This is a genomic window from Planobispora rosea, assembly GCF_014648175.1.
Classification (GTDB): Bacteria; Actinomycetota; Actinomycetes; order Streptosporangiales; family Streptosporangiaceae; genus Planobispora; species Planobispora rosea.
The window spans coordinates 183423-201396 of the sequence record NZ_BMQP01000001.1; the positions used below are offsets into that span (position 1 = coordinate 183423).

20 protein-coding genes are annotated in these 17974 nt (G+C 70.0%); 14 read left to right on the forward strand and 6 right to left on the reverse strand.

The features are described from left to right. Positions 1 to 74 precede the first annotated feature (74 nt). Together IEZ08_RS00785 and IEZ08_RS00790 are read left to right on the forward strand one after the other, a co-directional pair. The gene (locus IEZ08_RS00785) at positions 75 to 965 is read left to right on the forward strand and encodes a DMT family transporter (protein WP_229802826.1); all 891 of its coding nucleotides are present in this window, start codon (positions 75 to 77) and stop codon (positions 963 to 965) included. 58 nt (positions 966 to 1023) lie between these two features. After that, entirely contained in the window at positions 1024 to 2046 is a 1023-nt protein-coding gene (locus IEZ08_RS00790) for a hypothetical protein (RefSeq protein ID WP_068921971.1), read from the forward strand. 91 nt (positions 2047 to 2137) lie between these two features. On the opposite strand, the gene IEZ08_RS00795 is transcribed toward IEZ08_RS00790, so the two are convergent. Then, entirely contained in the window at positions 2138 to 2434 is a 297-nt protein-coding gene (locus tag IEZ08_RS00795) for a hypothetical protein (RefSeq protein ID WP_141703687.1), read from the reverse strand. A 159-nt stretch (positions 2435 to 2593) separates the two neighbouring features. On the opposite strand from IEZ08_RS00795, the gene IEZ08_RS00800 reads away from it, so the two are divergent. The 4 genes from IEZ08_RS00800 (at position 2594) to IEZ08_RS00815 (ending at position 5301) form a co-directional block, all read left to right on the forward strand. Continuing rightward, entirely contained in the window at positions 2594 to 3550 is a 957-nt protein-coding gene (locus tag IEZ08_RS00800) for a phosphotransferase family protein (protein ID WP_068921973.1), read from the forward strand. 138 nt (positions 3551 to 3688) lie between these two features. After that, the gene (locus IEZ08_RS00805) at positions 3689 to 4204 is read left to right on the forward strand and encodes a MarR family winged helix-turn-helix transcriptional regulator (RefSeq protein ID WP_203863205.1); all 516 of its coding nucleotides are present in this window, start codon (positions 3689 to 3691) and stop codon (positions 4202 to 4204) included. After that, a complete protein-coding gene (locus IEZ08_RS00810; RefSeq protein ID WP_189241451.1) occupies positions 4201 to 4563 on the forward strand; it encodes a hypothetical protein in 363 nt (120 codons plus the stop codon). The genes IEZ08_RS00805 and IEZ08_RS00810 overlap by 4 nt, the downstream gene beginning before the upstream one ends. A gap of 264 nt (positions 4564 to 4827) precedes the next feature. Beyond that, the gene (locus tag IEZ08_RS00815; protein ID WP_068921976.1) at positions 4828 to 5301 is read left to right on the forward strand and encodes a peroxiredoxin; all 474 of its coding nucleotides are present in this window, start codon (positions 4828 to 4830) and stop codon (positions 5299 to 5301) included. Between the two features lie 12 nt (positions 5302 to 5313). Here the strand turns inward: IEZ08_RS00815 and IEZ08_RS00820 are convergent, their stop codons facing one another. Together IEZ08_RS00820 and IEZ08_RS00825 are read right to left on the reverse strand one after the other, a co-directional pair. Next, entirely contained in the window at positions 5314 to 5817 is a 504-nt protein-coding gene (locus IEZ08_RS00820) for a GntR family transcriptional regulator (RefSeq protein ID WP_189241452.1), read from the reverse strand. An 86-nt stretch (positions 5818 to 5903) separates the two neighbouring features. Then, positions 5904 to 6383 (reverse strand): GntR family transcriptional regulator, encoded by a 480-nt coding sequence (locus IEZ08_RS00825; protein ID WP_189241453.1) that lies wholly within the window; start codon positions 6381 to 6383, stop codon positions 5904 to 5906. A 107-nt stretch (positions 6384 to 6490) separates the two neighbouring features. Here IEZ08_RS00825 and IEZ08_RS00830 point away from each other — a divergent pair, with 107 nt between their 5' ends. After that, on the forward strand, positions 6491 to 6814 hold the full coding sequence (locus IEZ08_RS00830) for a hypothetical protein (protein WP_203863204.1): 324 nt from the start codon (positions 6491 to 6493) through the stop codon (positions 6812 to 6814). Between the two features lie 368 nt (positions 6815 to 7182). On the opposite strand, the gene IEZ08_RS00835 is transcribed toward IEZ08_RS00830, so the two are convergent. Beyond that, a complete protein-coding gene (locus IEZ08_RS00835) occupies positions 7183 to 7839 on the reverse strand; it encodes a JAB domain-containing protein (protein ID WP_068921979.1) in 657 nt (218 codons plus the stop codon). Positions 7840 to 8015: 176 nt separating this feature from the next. After that, the gene (locus IEZ08_RS00840; RefSeq protein ID WP_189241454.1) at positions 8016 to 8741 is read right to left on the reverse strand and encodes a GntR family transcriptional regulator; all 726 of its coding nucleotides are present in this window, start codon (positions 8739 to 8741) and stop codon (positions 8016 to 8018) included. A 361-nt stretch (positions 8742 to 9102) separates the two neighbouring features. Between IEZ08_RS00840 and dapA the strand changes: the two genes are divergently transcribed. The 6 genes from dapA (at position 9103) to IEZ08_RS00870 (ending at position 14834) form a co-directional block, all read left to right on the forward strand. After that, complete coding sequence (gene dapA / locus IEZ08_RS00845; protein ID WP_068928496.1) at positions 9103 to 10029, forward strand: 4-hydroxy-tetrahydrodipicolinate synthase; 927 nt, start codon at positions 9103 to 9105, stop codon at positions 10027 to 10029. Between the two features lie 209 nt (positions 10030 to 10238). Continuing rightward, positions 10239 to 11924, forward strand: a complete 1686-nt coding sequence (locus IEZ08_RS00850) for a ribonuclease J (protein ID WP_068921981.1) — start codon at positions 10239 to 10241, stop codon at positions 11922 to 11924. Positions 11925 to 12133: 209 nt separating this feature from the next. Then, the gene (gene kduI, locus IEZ08_RS00855; protein WP_068921982.1) at positions 12134 to 12961 is read left to right on the forward strand and encodes a 5-dehydro-4-deoxy-D-glucuronate isomerase; all 828 of its coding nucleotides are present in this window, start codon (positions 12134 to 12136) and stop codon (positions 12959 to 12961) included. Then, entirely contained in the window at positions 12961 to 13716 is a 756-nt protein-coding gene (gene kduD / locus IEZ08_RS00860) for a 2-dehydro-3-deoxy-D-gluconate 5-dehydrogenase KduD (RefSeq protein WP_068921983.1), read from the forward strand. The genes kduI and kduD overlap by 1 nt, the downstream gene beginning before the upstream one ends. Positions 13717 to 13733: 17 nt before the next feature. Then, positions 13734 to 14498, forward strand: a complete 765-nt coding sequence (locus tag IEZ08_RS00865; protein WP_176728415.1) for an IclR family transcriptional regulator — start codon at positions 13734 to 13736, stop codon at positions 14496 to 14498. Positions 14499 to 14648: 150 nt separating this feature from the next. Next, a complete protein-coding gene (locus IEZ08_RS00870) occupies positions 14649 to 14834 on the forward strand; it encodes a tautomerase family protein (RefSeq protein ID WP_068921984.1) in 186 nt (61 codons plus the stop codon). Positions 14835 to 14936: 102 nt separating this feature from the next. Here IEZ08_RS00870 and IEZ08_RS00875 read toward each other — a convergent pair whose 3' ends face one another. Then, positions 14937 to 16433 (reverse strand): sodium:solute symporter family protein, encoded by a 1497-nt coding sequence (locus IEZ08_RS00875; RefSeq protein ID WP_068921985.1) that lies wholly within the window; start codon positions 16431 to 16433, stop codon positions 14937 to 14939. Between the two features lie 204 nt (positions 16434 to 16637). Between IEZ08_RS00875 and IEZ08_RS40475 the strand changes: the two genes are divergently transcribed. Next, positions 16638 to 17960, forward strand: coding sequence for a pectate lyase (locus IEZ08_RS40475; protein WP_203863202.1), 1323 nt, complete (start codon positions 16638 to 16640; stop codon positions 17958 to 17960). Positions 17961 to 17974: the final 14 nt, after the last annotated feature.

Consider the following 17974-nt stretch of genomic DNA (forward strand, 5'->3'; position numbering starts at 1 on the left):
CGGCCCCGGCCTCGGATTCCGCTCCGCACCCTGACGAAGGTTCTCCGGCAGTGGGGAGGACGGAACGGCGAGCGGTGCGGCGAGGGGCGGTCCGGCGGAGAGCGGCGTGGCGGGGGACGGCGCTGGCGAGTCTCGGGGTGCTGGCGTTCTCGGGGTCGTTCCCCGCGACGGTGTTCGCGATGGAGGGGTTCGACCCGTACCTGGTGGCGATCGGGCGGGCCGTACTGGCCGGTGCCATAGCTCTGGTCTTCCTGGCGGTCGCCCGGGCGCCGCTGCTGCCTCCCCGGGAGCGGCTGGGGTCGTACCTCGTCATCGTCGCCGGGGTGGTCTTCGGCTTCCCCGTCTTCAGCGGCCTCGCCCTCGACTCCGGGGCGAGCGCGTCCCACGCCGCGGTGGTCGTCGGGCTGCTGCCCGCCGCCACCGCGGTCTGCGCCGTCCTGCGGGCGGGGGAGCGGCCCCGGGCGCTGTTCTGGGTGTCCTGCGGTCTGGGCGCCGTCTGCGTCACGGCCTTCACCCTCAGCCGGGGCGGCGGCCACGTCACCGGGGCCGACCTGCTCCTGGTGGCGGCCCTGGTCTCGGCCGCCGCCGGGTACACCGAGGGCGGTCGCCTGGCCCGGGAGACCCCCGGCTGGAGGGTGATCTCGTACGCCCTGGTCGTGGCCCTGCCGCTCACCGTCCCGGCGACCGCCGTACTGGCGCTGACCACCGAGGTGCGGCCCGGCGTGGCCTCCCTGGCCGGGTTCGCCTACGCCGGGCTGGTCTCCATGTTCCTCGGGTTCATCCCCTGGTACGCCGGACTGGCCACGGGCGGGATCGCCCGCGCGGGGCAGACCCAGCTCGTCCAGCCGCTGCTGACGCTGTCGTGGGCCTGGCTCCTGCTCGGCGAGCGCTTCGGGCCGGTCACGGTCGCGGGGGCGTTCGCCGTACTGGCGTGTGTCGCCATGACGCAGCGCGCCCGCTCTTGAAAGATGTGACATCGAGGAGCAGTGTGTGAGCTATCGGTGTCACAAAAGGGGTGCAGACATGGCGGACCTGACCATTCCCGAGGGCGGTTTCTGGCCGGCTCCGGAGATCCCGCAGCCCAACATCTACCCGATGGAGTGGCGCGTGGAGACCGAGAAGCTCGCGGCCATCTACGAGAAGTCCAAGCGCATGCTCTGGAACCCGGCCGATCTGCCCTGGGACGGCCTCGATCCGGCCGACTTCACCGTCGAGCAGCGCCTGGGCATCATGTACTGGTTCTCGGTCCTGGCCAACTTCGACGCCTCCGGCCCGGCCGTCTTCGCTCGCGCCACCATCCAGGCCTTCGAGAAGCACGAGGAGGACCCGGTCAGGAAGTGCTTCTTCTCGATCACCCGCGACGAGATGAACCACGAGGAGTGCTGCCAGCGGACCATCGCCAAACTCTGGCCGGGCGGCCCGCTGAACTGGACTCCCGAGACCGATCTGGAGAAGGCGGCACACAACAACATCGGCTGGCTCTACCACAACGGCGGCCGCTACTGGAACGGCTACACCACCGCCGTCGGCAAGTACACGCTGCCGGTGCTGTTCACCAGCTTCATGATGGGCGAGATGGCCGCCTCCACCCTCTTCCGCGGCATGGCCGGAGGCACGCGGCACCCGGTCTTCAGCGAGATGTTCCAGCGCATCGGCCGGGACGAGTCCCGCCACCTGCAGATCTGCATGACCATCCTGGAGAACGAATGGCCCGGCCTCACCGATGACACCCGCTCCCTCATCACCCGCCAGCTCCGCGCCGGGTTCGTCTTCCTCTCCATGATCCTGTGGGAGCCGCCGGGGGGCTTCTGGGAGCTGCCGCCGTACTTCCTGCACAACCACCGCGTGCTGATGGACCACGCCCGCGACGGCGGGCTGGGGGTGCTGTCGTACGAGGAGCAGGCCGAGAACTGGCGGGTGGCCATGGCCCGGGTCCGCGCGATCGTGGAACGCTGGGGCATCGAGTTCCCGGCGATCCCGGAGCTGGACATCGAGGGCGTCGAGGTGGACTTCCTCGACCCCGAGGACATCATCCCGGTGTTCTGACCGCCGCGACTCCTCCGCTTCCTCTGCGCGCGCGGCTTCGTCCTCGAACCCGGCGGGCTGGTCTGTCTGACTGATCCGCCTTCCGCGGCGCTCAGGCGAGGACGCGGACGACGCCGTCGGTGTGCTCGACCCGGTGCCCGGCGCCGGTCAGCACGCTGATCACGGCTTCCCGCACCATGGCGTGGATCCCCGGGTAGGAGGCGGTGCCGTCCAGGGTGAGGCCGGAGGCCGGACGCCGCCAGACGACGCGGAGCCCTCCGGCGGGGTCGGGATACACCCGCATCCCGTGGTCGTCGTCGGCCTCGGCGAGGTCGTCGCCGAAGCCGGTCTGCGCCAGCAGGTGGCGGACCCGCACCTCTAGGTCATGGAGGGCAGGAGGGACATCCATACTCCGTTATATCCGACCGTCGCGCCGCCGGTGACGGATACGCGGCTCCGCTGCGGATGCGGCGGTCCGTGCGAGGGGCGCCGCACACCGTACGGCCTCCGTGCGGGAGGCGCCGTTATCCGCTCGCTCCCCGTCCGCCGCCTCCTGCAGGATGGGGCGATGAACGTGCCCGCGACCGGCGCGCGCCTTCCCTGGCACGCCGTGCCCGAACAGATCCGCCGAGCCGTCGAGACGCATCTCGGTGCGCCGGTGGCCGAGGCGGTGACCCAGCACGGCGGGTTCTCGCCGGGTGCCGCCGTACGGCTGACGCTGACCGACGGGCGGCGCGCGTTCGCCAAGGCCGTGGGGCCCGAGCCCAACCCGCTCAGCGCCGGGATCCACCGGAACGAGGCCCGGATCGCCGCCGCGCTCCCCGCGGACGTGCCCGCGCCGCGGCTGCTGGCCTCGTTCGACTCCGAGGGCTGGGTGGCGCTGCTGTTCGAGGACGTGGACGGCCGGGTGCCCGCCGACCCGTGGCGGGCCGACGAACTCGATCGCGTGCTGGAGGCCCTGGGCGGTCTGGCCGCCGCGCTGACCCCGTCCCCGGTGCCCGCCCCGGCGGCGGAGGAACATCTCGGTGAGCAGTTCCGGGGATGGCGGCGGCTGGCCGAGGCCCGCGACACGGGCGCGGACGACCTGTCGGGGCTCGACCCGTGGGCCGCACGCCACCTGGACGCGCTGGCGGAGCTGGAGGCGGGCTGGGAGGAGGCGGCCAGGGGCGACAGCCTGGTCCACGGTGACATCCGGGCGGACAACCTGCTGCTCACCGCCGACGCGGTGATGATCGTCGACTGGCCGTGGGCGTTCACCGGCCCGGCCTGGTTCGACCTGCTGCAGATGCTGCCCAGCGTGCGGATGCAGGGCGGCCCGCCGCCCGAGGAGGTCTTCACCGCCCACCCGCTCGGGCGGGCGGCCGACCCGGCGGCGGTGACCACGGTGCTGGCCGCGATCACCGGCTACTTCGTGCGCCAGTCCCGGCAGCCGTCCCCGCCCGGCCTGCCCACCCTCCGCGCCTTCCAGGCCGCCCAGGGCCGGACCGCGCTGGAGTGGCTCCGTACACGCGTGGACCGTCCCTGACGGCAGGGATTCCCGATCCAGGGGCTTACACCCTCACCGATCGGGCGGGCTCATGTCCGCCGTACCGATTCTCATTTATGGAAGTACGTAATAAAGTAGCCCTTCATGGAGAAGGAAGTATCTAAATCTTTGATGGACATGGACGGCCTGCTTTTCGATCCTGAGACCAGGACCGCCATGGCCCGTTTCATCGGCAATGAGGACACCCTCGCGCTGGAGGCCGCCGCCGCCGTCCGCATCGCCTTCCGCGCGGTCGAGCGCATGCGCGCCCACGGCGCCGAGGGGCGCGGGCTGAGCTCGGGGGCGCTGGACATCCTGCTGCGGCTGAGCGCCTCCGAGCACGCGGTCAGCATCGGCGACCTAGCCCAGTCGGCGGGGGTCAGTTCCCGCAACGTCACCGGACTGGTCGACACCCTCGAACGCGACGGCCTGGTGCGGCGGGCACCCGCCCCCCACGACCGGCGTTCCGTCCTGGCCGAGATCACCCCTGCGGGACGGGAATGGATCGAGAACTTCAGGAGACCGACCCAGGCCGCCATGGCCGCGCTCTTCCGCGGCTTCAGTCCCGACGATCTGCGCCGGCTACGCCATCTGTGCCTGCGCCTGACCGACAACCAGAACAAGCTCGCCGAGCATCTGAACGGAGCCCGATGACCACCGAGCAGACCGTCCGCGGCTATCACGAGGCGAGGTTCCGGGGTGACGTGGCCGCCGCGGCCGCCTGCCTGGCGGAGCCGTTCACCTTCCGCAGCCCGTTCATCACCTCGACCGACCCGGCCGGCCACCTGGCCGGGCTGCCGGGATTCGTCCAGGTGGTCACCGGCGTCGACATGATCAGTGAGTTGTACGGCGATGCGGAGGCCACCCTCGTCTACGACGTCCACACCGCCACCCCGGCCGGCACCCAGCACACTGCCGAGCACTTCCGCCTCGATCCGACGGGCAGGATCACCTCCATCAGCCTCATCTTCGACGCCGCGCCATGGCGGTCGATGGCGGCGCTGATCACCTGACGCCCAGGTGGGACGGCCGTGCCGAAGAGCTCTCCCTCAAGCTCGGTTTCCGCCCCACGGGCAGGGCTTCGAGGGGGAGATCGCCGGGGAACTCTTGCCCCACTGATCCCGACACGTCATCCTTGAGCCTGTTCCGCACGTTTTCCCGCACCACCGTACGGCGAGGCGGCGTGCCGTGAACGAGTCCCACTGACATCGACCTCCGGTCCCGCCGCAGACCGCGGCCGCCGGAGGCCTCTGCGTGGCTACCGGGAGGGGTCTGAAATGGCAGTAACCGCCGCGGTCGGGGATGTGGTCGAGGACTTCGAGCTTCTCGACGAGACCGGGACGCCGCGCAAGCTCAACGAGCTCCTGGAGAACGGGCCGGTGGTGCTGTTCTTCTACCCTGCCGCGATGACCTCGGGCTGCACGCTGGAGAGCTGCCGCTTCCGCGACCTGGCCGCTGAGTTCGCCGCGCTGAAGGCCACCCCGGTCGGCATCAGCCGCGACGCCGTGCCCCGGCAGAAGCGCTTCGCCGACACCTACGGCCTGGGCTACCCGCTGCTGTCCGACCCCGACGGTGTCGTCGCCCGCTCCCTCGGCGCCCGCCGCAGCTACGCCGTGGGTCCCTTCCTCACCCGCCGGGTGACCTTCGTCATCGACGTCGACCGCCGCATCCTCGAAGTGATCCACAACGAGGCCAGCATGGAGATCCACGCCGACCGCGCCCTGGAGGTCCTCCGCGCCCGCGCCTCCTGACCCGGGCGCCGCCTATCGAGCTTCTCTTCCCGTCTCTCCGGGCCACTGTTCGGGTGTGGAGACGTAACTGCCGCGCTGAGGAACGGTGTAGACCCAGCCCTCCTCGCGGAGAATCCTGATCGCATGCCGTACCGTCATGCGGGCGACGCCGTGCCGTTGGACGAGCGCGGTCTCGCTCGGCAGGGGGCGGCGTGGTCGGAGATCGCCGAGGACGATGGAACGGACGAGGTCGTTCGCGATCTCTCGGTACATCGGCACGGGCCCGTTCCGGTGCCGGGCTCTGCCGGGAGGGCCGACGAACGTGCCTTCGCCTTGTGCGACGTAGACGAGCCCTTCGTCGCGAAGTATCCGGATCGCTCTGCGGGCGGTCGTCCTGGCGACGCCGAACTCGTCACAGAGTTCCGCCTCGCTCGATACGGCTTGGCCGGAGGGGATGCCCCCGCTGCTGATCCGCTTTCTGATGAGGTCGGAGATCTGGATGTAGAGGTGGGTGCGCCTTCGTGATCGAGCACTCACGCATCGTAAATTAAAACAAATCGGTGGGGAGGGGATAGACCAGAGGGATTATCCCCTGTACTAGGGGAGACGTTTCTCGGGATATATCAGGACTGGGGCCACTTGTCGCAGGGTGAGACGTATGTGCCCCGGTAGGGAATGGTGAACACCCACCCCTGCTTGCGGAGGAACTCCATGGCCTGGCGGACGGTCGCTTTGGCGACGCCGTGCTGCTTCATGAGGTCTTTCTCGCTCGGCACCCGCCGGTTCGGCGCCAGTTCGCCGCGGAGTATGCGCTCCCGAACACCCGCTGCGATCTGCTGGTACACCGGAGTCTGATCGTCCGGTCGAGGGGTGCCGGGTTCTCCGACGAACGTCCCCTCTCCCTGGACGGTGTAGACGAGGCCCTGCTCGCGAAGCTCTCGCGCCACTCGTCGTGCGGTTGTCCGGGCGATGTCGTACTGGATCTCCAACTGGGCCTCGCTGGGCACCGGTTCGCCCGGCCCCAGTTCGCCTGACCGGATGCGTGCGTGAATCTCTTCGGCGATCTGTTTGTAGACCGGGACCGGCCCCTCACGGTCAAGCATGCCCGAATGATAGACCAAACGGTACGTGTTGGTGTAAAAGGTACATCTACTTAACCAATGTATAGGTGTACTAGACCAGTGGTATCGAGGTGACCTATTGTTGATGGGTGGCCGACCGGGAGGTGGAGACCGACGGGGTGATCGTGACGCCGGTGAGCCGGTACCACAGTCGCCACGTGGGGGTCCTGCAGGCGGAACACGAGAAGATCGAATGGAGGGCGGAACGGCCGAGGGCGGATCGGGTGCGGGTCAGGGAGCACACGTGCGACTGCAAGGCGACGTTCTACGAGCTCTGTCAGGCGGGCGGGCTGATGTTCATCCGGCGGACCCACCGCGTGATGGGGAAGGCGACGGTGAGCGAGTCGCCGTGGGTGCTGGCGAAGGAGGCGCAGGAGCTGTGGCTCGGGCTGCTGATGGGGAGCGCCCGATGACCGGTCGATGACAGACATGCCCGGTGGCGTGGGGTGGGACAGACCCCACCGCCGGGCCGGGACGTCCCGGCGGACGCCTGCGGGCGATCCCATCATCCGCCGGGCACGGAGCCCGGTGGGCGGGTCCACCTGCGAGGGCGCGTGGACCCGCCCACCGGATCAGAGCACCCCGGCAGGTTGACGCGCCCCCTGCCGGGGGTCGACGTGGCCTCGTTCCGGGAGGGAGACGAGGTCACTGCCGGCCGTCGCCGTCTGGAGGGCTCGGTGGCGGCCGGCCTCATCCGGTGGGATCCCGGTCCTGCCCGGTGTCGCCTGTCCGGTGGCATCTGCTGAGTGGCATCTGCTGGGTGGCATCTGCTGGGTGGCATCTATCCGGCGACGCGGCGCCAGGCCGTGTCGGTGACGATCACGTGGTCGAGGAAGCGCAGGCCCACCGTCTCGGCGGCCTGGCGGAGGCGGGCGGTGACGTCGAGGTCGGCGGGGCTGGGGTCCAGGGAGCCGCTGGGATGGTTGTGGGCCAGACCGAAGGAGGAGCCGCCGGAGGTGAGGACGGTCGTGACGATCTCCCGGACGGGGGCGATGGCGTGATCGCTGCCGCCCTCGCTGACGATCGCCCTGCGGAGCACGGCGCCGCCCGAGTCGCAGACCACGGCGACCACGCGCTCGTGACTGAGACACCGCAACATCGGGGAGACGACGGCGGCCAGGTCTCCGGAGCAGGTGACGCGGCGGCGCTCGGGCTCGCTCTGCGCCTGCCGTACGAGATGGAAGGCGGCCACGATGCGCGCCGCCTTGGCCGGGCCGATGCCCGGGACGGACATCAGGCGGTGCGGGTCGGAGCGGGCCAGGCCGCGCAGGTCCCCGCAGTGGGCGATCAGGTGGGAGGCCAGCTCGACCGCGTTGGTGCCCCGGCCGCCGGAGCCGAGCAGTAACGCCAGGAGCTCCCGGTCGGCCAGAGCCGTGGCCCCGATCGAGAGGAGCCGCTCACGGGGCTGGTCGGTCGGGGGCATGTCCTTGACACGCAATCGGCACCTCCGGTGTGGGAACCTGCGACGGTTCTACCAGGGAGCGCCGACAATCCGTCGCCGGCCGATCACGCGGTGTCCGCGGGGGAGGGCGTGGAGTTCCGCTGCGCAGGAGCCCGTCCCCGCGGGGTGCCTTCCTGCCGCCGGACGGCTCCGGGAACCGCCGGGCGGGATGGTCAGGGATGCAGCGGGTGGGCGTAGACCAGGCGGAAGCGGTCGCCGGGGATGACGATGTCGCTGGTCTCGACCGGGCGGTCGCCGGCCCAGTGGGTGCGTTCCACGTGCAGGACGTGGGTCCCGGCGGGCAGGGCGAGGAGATCGCTCTCGGCGGGCTCGGGAATCCGGGTGTGAACCTCCTCGACCACCTCGGTGATCTTGGCCCCGTGGGCGGACATGCGGCCGATGAGGGCGCGCGGAGCCTCGTCGGGGGCGGGCTCGCCGAACCCGGCGGGCTCGTAGGAGGTGGTGAGCTGGACGGGCTTGCCGTCGCCGCGGAAGACGTAGCGGGTCAGGGTGACGGGGGCCGGTTCCTCCAGGCGCAGGCGCTGGGCGATGTCGGGGGTGGCCCCGACGACCTCGCTGCGCCGGTCCCAGGTGGTGCGGATGCCCTGCGCGTGCAGATCGGCGCCGAACGGGACGTGGTGGTCGTGGAACCGCCAGCGGTGCAGGGGCAGGAGCACCGGTTTGGCCCGCACGTAGTGGCCGGAGCCGATCCGGGCGACGATCAGGCCCTCGGCGGCGAGCACGCGCAGCGCGTGACGCGCGGCGGTCTCGCCGACGCCGTATCTCCGGGTGAGCTGGGCCCGGGAGGGGATCGGGGCGTCGGGGGGCAGCGAGCCGTCGAGGATCTGACGGCGGATGTCGGCGACGACGCGGAGGTAGACCGGATCGGAGCTTGCCACGGGGGCCATCCCAGGGTTCTAGGTGTTGCCCCATCCTGACGTATCCGAGGGAAAACCCAGGGTGATGGTACGAGTTTGGAGCTCCAACTTTACGGGCTTCGCGCCGATGTCCCCACGGGAGGGAAAAAATCCGAAGAAGCATGTAACGAGTCCCGGAGCAGCGTCGATTCAACGGTAGAGGTCGTCGATGTGTGTACCCCCGAGCACATATCGGCGGCCTCTTTCGTGTTCTGCTCCCATGTTCGGATTCGTGACCCGATCCCTGATCGAGGAGCGCGACGCGGTCCGTTCCGGTGCCGCCGAGGCGCGGAGCGGGGTGGCGGAGTCCACCGCTTTCCCGGATCCGGGTACCGTTCCGTCTATGGCAGCGCCAACGACAACCTCCGACGCCCCCTTCGGCCGCATGCTGACCGCCATGGTCACCCCGTTCACCCCGGACGGCGCGGTCGACTACGAGGCGGTGCAGAGCCTGGCCACCTACCTGGTGGACGAGCAGCGCAACGACGGCCTGGTCGTGAGCGGTACGACAGGCGAGTCGCCGACCACCTCCGACCAGGAGAAGGAGCGCCTGGTGCGCGCGGTCGTGGAGGCGGTCGGCGATCGCGCCGTCGTGGTGGCCGGGGCGGGCAGCAACGACACCCACCACAGCGTCGAGCTGGCCCGGACCGCGGAGCGCGCCGGGGCCCACGGCCTGCTGGTGGTGACGCCCTACTACAACAAGCCTCCGCAGGAGGGGCTCTACCGGCACTTCACCGCCGTGGCCGACGCCACCGGGCTGCCGGTCATGCTCTACGACATCCCGGGCCGCAGCGGCGTGCCGATCCGGCCCGAGACCCTGATCAGGCTGGCGATGCACGAGCGCATCGTCGCCGTGAAGGACGCCAAGGCCGACCTGTTCGCCGGATCGCAGGTCATGCTCGCCACCGATCTGGTCTTCTACTCGGGTGACGACACCCTGAACCTGCCGTGGATCTCGGTCGGAGCAGCCGGGTGCGTGAGCGTCGTGGGCCACGTGGTGGGCGCGGACATCGCCGAGATGATGGCGCTGCACCGCTCCGGTGACGTCGCGGGCGCGCTGGAGATCCACCGTAGGCTGCTCCCGGTGGTCTCCGGGATCATGATGCAGGCCGGTGGCGCGATCATGGCCAAGGCGGCGCTGGCGATGGTCGGGCGCCCGGCGGGCCCGGTGCGCCCGCCGCTGGCGGAGGCCACGGAGCGGGAGCTGGCGATCCTGCGTGCGGACTTGGCGGCGGGCGGCGTGAAGCTGTCCGACGGAGATGTGACGTGAGAAGGAAGACCGGGGCCGGTCCCGAGCGCGGTGAGACCGCGGCCGGGACCGGTCTCAGGTGGAGCGCGGTCGGGAATGACTGCATTGGGGAGGAAAGACGGTTTGAACGTTGCAAGCAGAGACCCTCTTGTGGGGTGCGGAGTGCTCGGCGAGGGAGCAGTCCTGCCGCGTGGGAGGTTCGCCGACACACGTGAGAGAGGTGTGACTGCATGAGTCACCCCCATCCCGAACTCGGGCCCCCGCCGCCGCTGCCCGAGGGCGCGCTGCGCATCGTCGCGCTGGGCGGCCTCGGGGAGATCGGCCGCAACATGGCGGTGTTCGAGTTCGACGGGCGCCTGCTGATCGTGGACTGCGGTGTGCTGTTCCCCGAGACCGAGCAGCCCGGCGTGGACCTGATCCTGCCCGACTTCGACTACATCCGCGACCGGCTGGACCGGGTCGAGGCGGTCATCCTGACGCACGGGCACGAGGACCACATCGGCGCCGTGCCGTACCTGCTCCGCGAGCGTCCCGACATCCCGGTCGTCGGCTCCAAGCTGACGATGGCGCTGATCGAGGCCAAGCTGACCGAGCACCGCATCCAGCCGGTGAAGGTCGAGGTCGTCGAGGAGGAACGGCACCGGTTCGGGCCGTTCGACTGCGAGTTCTTCGCGGTCAACCACTCGATCCCGGACGCGCTGGCGGTCGCGATCCGCACCCCGGCCGGCATCGTGCTGCACACCGGTGACTTCCGGATGGACCAGCTGCCCAGCGACGGCCGCCTGACCGACCTGGGAGGCTTCGCCCGGCTCGGCCGGGAGGGCGTCGACCTGCTGATGTCCGACTCCACCAACGCCGAGGTCCCGGGCTTCGTCACCAGTGAGCGGGAGATCGCCCCGGTCATCGACGAGGTGATCCGTACGGCGAGCAAGCGCGTGATCGTGGCGAGCTTCGCCTCCCACATCCACCGCGTGCAGCAGGTCATGGACGCCGCCCACAGGCACGGCCGCAAGGTCGCGCTGATCGGCCGCTCCATGGTCCGCAACATGGGCGTGGCGCGCGACCTCGGCTACCTCCACGTCCCGCCGGGCCTGATCGTCGACTCCCGGGAGATCGAGGAGTGGCCGCCGGAGGACGTGGTGCTGATCTGCACCGGCTCCCAGGGTGAGCCGATGGCGGCGCTGTCGCGCATGGCCAACCGCGACCACGCGATCCGGATCGCCGAGGGCGACACCGTGCTGCTGGCCTCCTCGCTGGTCCCCGGGAACGAGACCGCCGTCAACAAGGTGATCAACGGGCTGACCCGGTGGGGCGCCCGGGTGGTGCACAAGGGCAACGCCAAGGTGCACGTCTCCGGGCACGCCGCCGCGGGCGAGCTGCTGTACGTGCTCAACCTGACCCGGCCGTCCAACTTCATGCCGGTGCACGGCGAGTGGCGGCACCTGCGGGCGCACGCCAAACTGGCCGCGCTGACCGGGGTGCCCGACGACCACATCGTGATCGCCGAGGACGGCGTCGTGGTGGACCTGGTCGACGGCCGCGCGCGGATCGTGGGCGCGGTGCAGGCCGGCTACGTCTACGTGGACGGCATCTCGGTGGGCGACGTCACCGAGTTCGCCCTGAAGGACCGGCGGATCCTGGGCGAGGAGGGGTTCATCTCGATCATCATCGTGGTGGACACCGCCACCGGGAAGCTGGCCGCCGCCCCGGAGATCCACGCGCGCGGCTCGGGCATCGACCCCGACCGGTTCGACGAGGTCATCCCGCAGGTGGAGAAGGCCCTGCAGGACAACGCCGCCGACGGGGTGGTGGACATCCAGCAGGTCCGCCGGGTGGTCCGCAGGACCGTGGGCCGCTGGGTGAGCGACGCCTACCGCCGCCGTCCGATGATCGTCCCTGTGATCATCGAGGTCTGAGGAGTGAGCTCCGGGGGCTGACCTCCTGGCCGTAAGGCCGGTCCGGCCCCCGGCCGTACGGCGGCGCCGGCGCCGCCGTACGGCCGCCTCCGCGATGTGATTTCCGTACACCGCCGTCTCCGGCCGATGCGCCGGGGGCGGCCTCGATGTATGCTCCTATTGTTCTATATAGCGAATTTTAATTTCATGTAACAGAACAGGGAGGGGTCATGGAGGTACGGCACGCCACGGCACCGGACCAGATTCCGGGCGCGACGACCGAGTGGTTGCGCGCCAGGTTCCTGGTGGAGGACCTGTTCTCTCCCGGAGAGGTGCGGCTGGTCTACTCGCACGAGGACCGGATGGTGGTGGGCGGCGTGACGGGGCCCGCGGTCCTGCCCGCCCCCGATCCGCTCCGCGCCGAGCGCTTCCTGGACCGGCGCGAGCTGGGCGTGGTCAACGTGGGCGGGGAAGGGGAGGCGGGCGAAGGGGAGACGGGCACGGTCACCGTGGACGGCACGCCGTACGAGCTGGCTCCCAAGGAGTGCCTCTACGTCGGCCGGGGCAGCCGGGAGGTGAGCTTCGACGGCGGATCGTTCTATCTCGTCTCCACCCCCGCGCACGCCGACCATCCGACGGCGAAGAGCACGCTGGAGGACGCCGAGCCGGTACGGCTGGGCGGGAGCGAGGGCTCCAACGACCGTACGATCTACAAGCACATCCACGCCAAGGGGGTGCGGAGCTGCCAGCTCGTACTCGGCGTGACCGTGCTGGAGCCGGGCAGCATGTGGAACACCATGCCCTGCCACACCCATGAGCGCAGGACCGAGGTCTACTTCTACTTCGGCCTCCCCGAGGACCAGCGGGTGATCCACCTGATGGGCCGCCCCGACGAGACCCGCAACCTCGTGGTCGCCGACCGGCAGGCGGTCATCTCGCCGCCGTGGTCGGTGCACTGCGGCTTCGGCACGCGCAGCTACTCCTTCGTCTGGGCGATGGGCGGGGAGAACCAGGCCTACGACGACATGGAGCAGGTCGCGATCGGAGAAATGCGCTGATGCCCGCCCCGGAGGAGATGTTCTCGCTGGAGGGCAGGACCGCGCTCGTCACCGGGGCCCGCACGGGGATCGGCCGGGCGATCGCGCTGGGGCTGGCGGAGGCCGGGGCCGACCTGGTGCTGCACGGCCGCGACGGCGACCTGGACGAGATCGAGGCCGAGGTCCGCAAGACCGGCCGGCAGGTCTCGCGGTGGGTCCTGGACCTGTCGGACCCCGCGCGGATCCCCGGGGCGGCGGCCGGGCTGGGCCGCGTCGACGTGCTGGTCAACAACGCCGGGATCATCCGCAGGGCGCCCGCGGCCGAGCACTCCTACGCCGACTTCCGCGAGGTGCTCGACGTCAACCTCGACGCGGTCTTCCTGCTCAGCCAGGTGGTCGGGGCGGGGATGCTGGACCGCGGCACCGGGAAGATCATCATGATCGCCTCCATGCTCTCCTTCCAGGGAGGCGTCAACGTGCCCGGCTACACCGCGGCCAAGCACGGGGTCGCGGGTCTCACCCGGGCCCTGGCGTGCGAGTGGGCCGGGCGCGGAGTGCAGGTCAACGCCATCGCCCCCGGCTACATCGCGACCGCCAACACCGAGCGGCTGCGGGCGGACGCGGTGCGGGAGGCCGAGATCTCCGGGCGCATCCCGGCGGGCCGCTGGGGCCTGCCGGAGGACCTCGTGGGCGCGGCGGTCTTCCTGGCCTCGCGCGCGTCCGACTACGTGAACGGACATGTGCTGGCGGTGGACGGGGGCTGGTTGGCGCGCTGACCAGTAGGCTCACGGGCGTGGCTAGGGAAGGCAGTTCCATTGACAAGGCGCTGACGGTGCTGGAGGCGATCGCCGAGCACCACCGCGTCACCGACATCGCCGTGGCGACGGGAGTCTCCAAGTCGACCGTCCACCGGATCCTGCAGTCGCTGGTGGAGTGGGGGTTCGCGCGCAGCGACGGGAACGGGGGCTACGAGCCGGGTCCCCGCATCCTCACCCTGGCCGGCCGGGTGATGAACCGGTTCGACCCGGCCAGCCAGGCCTCGGGGGCGCTGAACGCGCTCCACGAGCGGATCGGTTTCACCACGCACTTCGCGATCCGCAGCGGGGACGAGGCGGTCTACGTCTCCAAGCTGGAGGGGCGCAGGCCGTACCAGATGCCCTCCCGGGTCGGGATGAGCCTGCGCCTGCACTGCACCGCGATCGGCAAGGCCATCCTGTCCTGCCTGCCCGCCGACGAGATCCGCGGCATCTGCGACCGTACGGGCCTGCCCGGCCGGACCCCGAACACCCTCACCACGGTCGAGGACCTCATGGCCCACCTGGCCGGGGTCCGCGCGCGGGGGTACGCGGTCGACGACGAGGAGAACCTGCCGGAGGTCCTGTGCGTCGCGGCCCCGGTCTTCGACCACACGGGCCGTGTCTTCGGCGGCATCTCCGTCTCCGCGCTCAAGATGGACATGACGCGCGAGGAACTGGAGCGGCTCGCCCCCGAGGTCGTCTCCGCCGCGCGCGAGGTCTCCGCCGCGCTCGGCGCCCCCGCCGGCATTCCCGGCCGGTGACTCCCGGCCGGTGACTCCCGGCGGGTGGCGCTGAGCCGGGCCCTCCGCCGGTGACTCCCGGGAACGTCGCCGACGACTCCTGCTGCCTCCTTGTTTCATGTAGTGGAATATGGTCTCATGTGATGCAACAGTATTGATCTGGAGGACAGCATGCCGAACATCACCGTCGAACTGCTCTCGGGGCGGACCATGGACCAGCGCCGGGAATTCGTCGCCGCGGTGACCGACGCCGCGGTGGACGTCCTGAAGGCCCGCCGCGAGGCGGTGCGGATCGTCTTCACCGAAATCGAGAAGTCCGACGTGGCCAACGGCGGCGTCCTGGAGTCCGACAAGTAAGCCGTGGAGCCCGGCAGGTAAGCCCTGGAGTCCGGCAGGTAAAGGGCACCGGGAAGGGGGACCGGGTGGATCCGGTCCCCCTTCTCCGTGCCGGTTACGGCCTCAGGCGGTCACCCTGGCCCGGTCCTCCTCCGGGTCGGTGTCGAGCGAGTCGACCATGGCGTCCCGGTCCGGCCGGTTCTCCGGCTTCAGGAAGCCGATCGCCACGTAGAGGATCAGTGACGTGACCAGCGGCACGCCCACCACCATCGCGGTGTCCTTGGACTCGATGATCCATTTGATGGAGGCCCACACGCCCAGGCCCGCGGCCCACGACGCGATCGCGGCGGTCGGGCCGCTCCGCTTGAACCAGGGGAGCAGGCCCAGCATCAGCGGGATCGAGATCGGACCCATGGTGGCCGCGACCAGATCGACGACGATCTTCAGGACGACGCCCTGGCCCTCGGTGGAGATCGCGATGGCCATGCTGATCAGCACGAACACGAACGTGGTCACCCGGGCGAAGGTCAGCTCCGCCCGCGTGGACAGCTCCCGCACCTTGCGGACGAGCACGGGGGCGATGTCCCGGGTGATGACCGAGGAGATCACGTTGGCGTCGGAGGCGACCATGGCCATGGTGTGGGAGAAGAAGCCGGCCAGGACCAGGCCGATCACGCCCTGCGGGAGCAGGGTCTGCGCCAGCCGTACGTAGGCGTCCTCCGCGTTGGCCAGCCCCGGGACGATGAGCGGGGCGGCGAACATCGGGATGAACAGGATCAGCGGCCAGACCAGCCAGAGCGCGCTGGACAGCAGCGCCGAGCGCTTGGCGGCCGAGCCCGAGGGGGAGGCCATGTAGCGCTGGGCGAGGTTCCACATGCCGCCGTTGTACTCGAAGGTCTTGATGAACAGCATGGCGAGGAAGAACGTCGTGGTGTACGGCCCGGCGAACGGGTCGCCGTGTCCCTCGGGCAGCTTGTCCCACATGGTCCACAGTGTCGCGACGCCGTCGAGGTGGGACATGATCGCGATGAACATGGCGACGCCGGCGATGCCCTGGATGACGAACTGGCCGAAGTCGGTGAGCACGTCGGCCCAGAGGCCGCCGGCGGTGATGTAGACGAGCGTGACGGCCCCGGTGATGAGGATGCCCCAGCCGATGGGGATCCCGGCGAAGCCGCGCAGCAGAACCGCGATCGCCACCCACTTGGCCGCGATGTCCACGACCTTCAGCAGCGCGCCGCTGTAGGCCAGCACCTGCTGGGTGGGCAGGTTGTAGCGCCGGGCGAGGTACTCCAGGGGAGAGGCCACGCCGTGCTTGGACCGGAGCCGGTTCCACCGGGCCGCCCAGACGAAAGCGCCGATTCCGACTCCGAGACCGATGGTCAGCGCCCACCAGACGTACATGGCCAGGCCGTAGTTGTAGGCGACGGCCGCGAACGCCACGAACATGATCGCGCTGTAACCCGACATGTGGTGCGAGATGCCGGAGAGCCACCACGGGATCCTGCCACCCGCGGTGAAGAAGTCCATCACGCTTCTGATGCGGTTCTTCGACCAGACGCCGATACCAACCATTACTAGGAAGTAAGCGCCCAGAACGGACCAGTCGAGTGCTGACATGGTCTCTCCTCCCAACCGTCTGCTTGGGAGGAGGTTCTACTACATGGAACGCTATGTCAATACATAGGACGGAAGGCGCTTTCCGAAAACCCCGTCCGTTCACCCGTCCGCGGTTCCGGTTGTCGAGATCTTGTTCTACGGTGTGGAGCGACCTTTCCGGCCAAACCGATATTTCGGACAGGCCAGACATAAAGGGAGATGAAAGTGTTGAGCAACATCACGGTCCGGGTACGCCTCGCGGTGTGCGCGGCCGCGGCCCTCGCGGGTGCCACGCTCGCGGCGGCCCCGGCGGCGGCGTCCTCGTCGGTGGCGTCCTCGGTTGCCCCGGCGGCGGGCTCGTATATTTTTGTTAACGCTAACAGTGGCCTCTGCCTGGAGGTCGCGGGCACGACGGAGGGCGCGCAGCTCGTCCAGCAGTCCTGCGGCCGGTCCGGCCAGACCTGGATGCTCTCGAACGTCTCCGGCGGCCAGCGCCTGACCGCGGCCGGCGGCAAGTGCGCCGGGATCGCCGGGGACGGCACCTCGGCGGGCAGGGCGGTGACCCAGCAGACCTGTAAAGTAAGCGCTTTCCAAACCTGGGAGCTGAAGGCCGTCAGCGGCTCGATCCACCAGGTCGTCAACACCGGCAGCGCCAAGTGCCTCAACGTCAAGGACAGCTCCAAGGCCGCCGCCGCGCCGGTGCAGCAGAACTCCTGCGACACGGCGGCCGGCAAGCGCTGGACGCTCAAGGCCGCCGGATCCGGTTCCACCCCGGCGCCTGCTCCCACTCCGGTGCCGACCGCGACGGTCAAGCCGACGCCCGCCCCGGCGCCGACCGCGACGGGCGGCCCCGCTCCGCTGCCGGGCTGGCCCACCGCCGACGGCCGGCAGCCCGTCACGGCCACCATCTCCGTCAGCGGCGTCCGCGACGGAGGCATGAAGCGCTTCTACGGCTCCGGTGACCTGGGCGGCGGCGGCCAGAGCGAGAGCCAGGGCCCGCTGTTCCAGCTGGCCGACGGCGCCACGCTGCAGAACGTCATCCTCGGCGCCCCCGCGGCCGACGGCGTCCACTGCCTGGGCACCTGCACGCTGAAGAACGTCTGGTGGGAGGACGTCGGCGAGGACGCCGCCACCTTCAAGGGCACCTCCGCCTCCCAGACGATGACCGTCGACGGGGGCGGGGCCAGGGCCGCCTCCGACAAGGTCTTCCAGCACAACGGCCCCGGCACCTTCGTCATCAAGAACTTCCAGGTGGCGAACTTCGGCAAGCTCTACCGCTCCTGCGGCAACTGCTCCAAGCAGTACGCGCGGCACGTCGTGGTCTCCAACGTGCAGGTGACCGCTCCGGGCAAGTCCCTCGTGGGCATCAACTCCAACTACGGCGACACCGCGAAGCTCTCGGCTGTCACGATCATCGGCGACTCCAGCAAGAAGATCGCGATCTGCGAGCGGTACAAGGGTGTGACCAGCGGCGAGCCGAGCAAGACCGGCAGCGGTGCCGACGGGGTGAGCTGCGTCTACAGCGCCTCGGCCATCGCCTACAAGTGACTCCCGCGGGACCC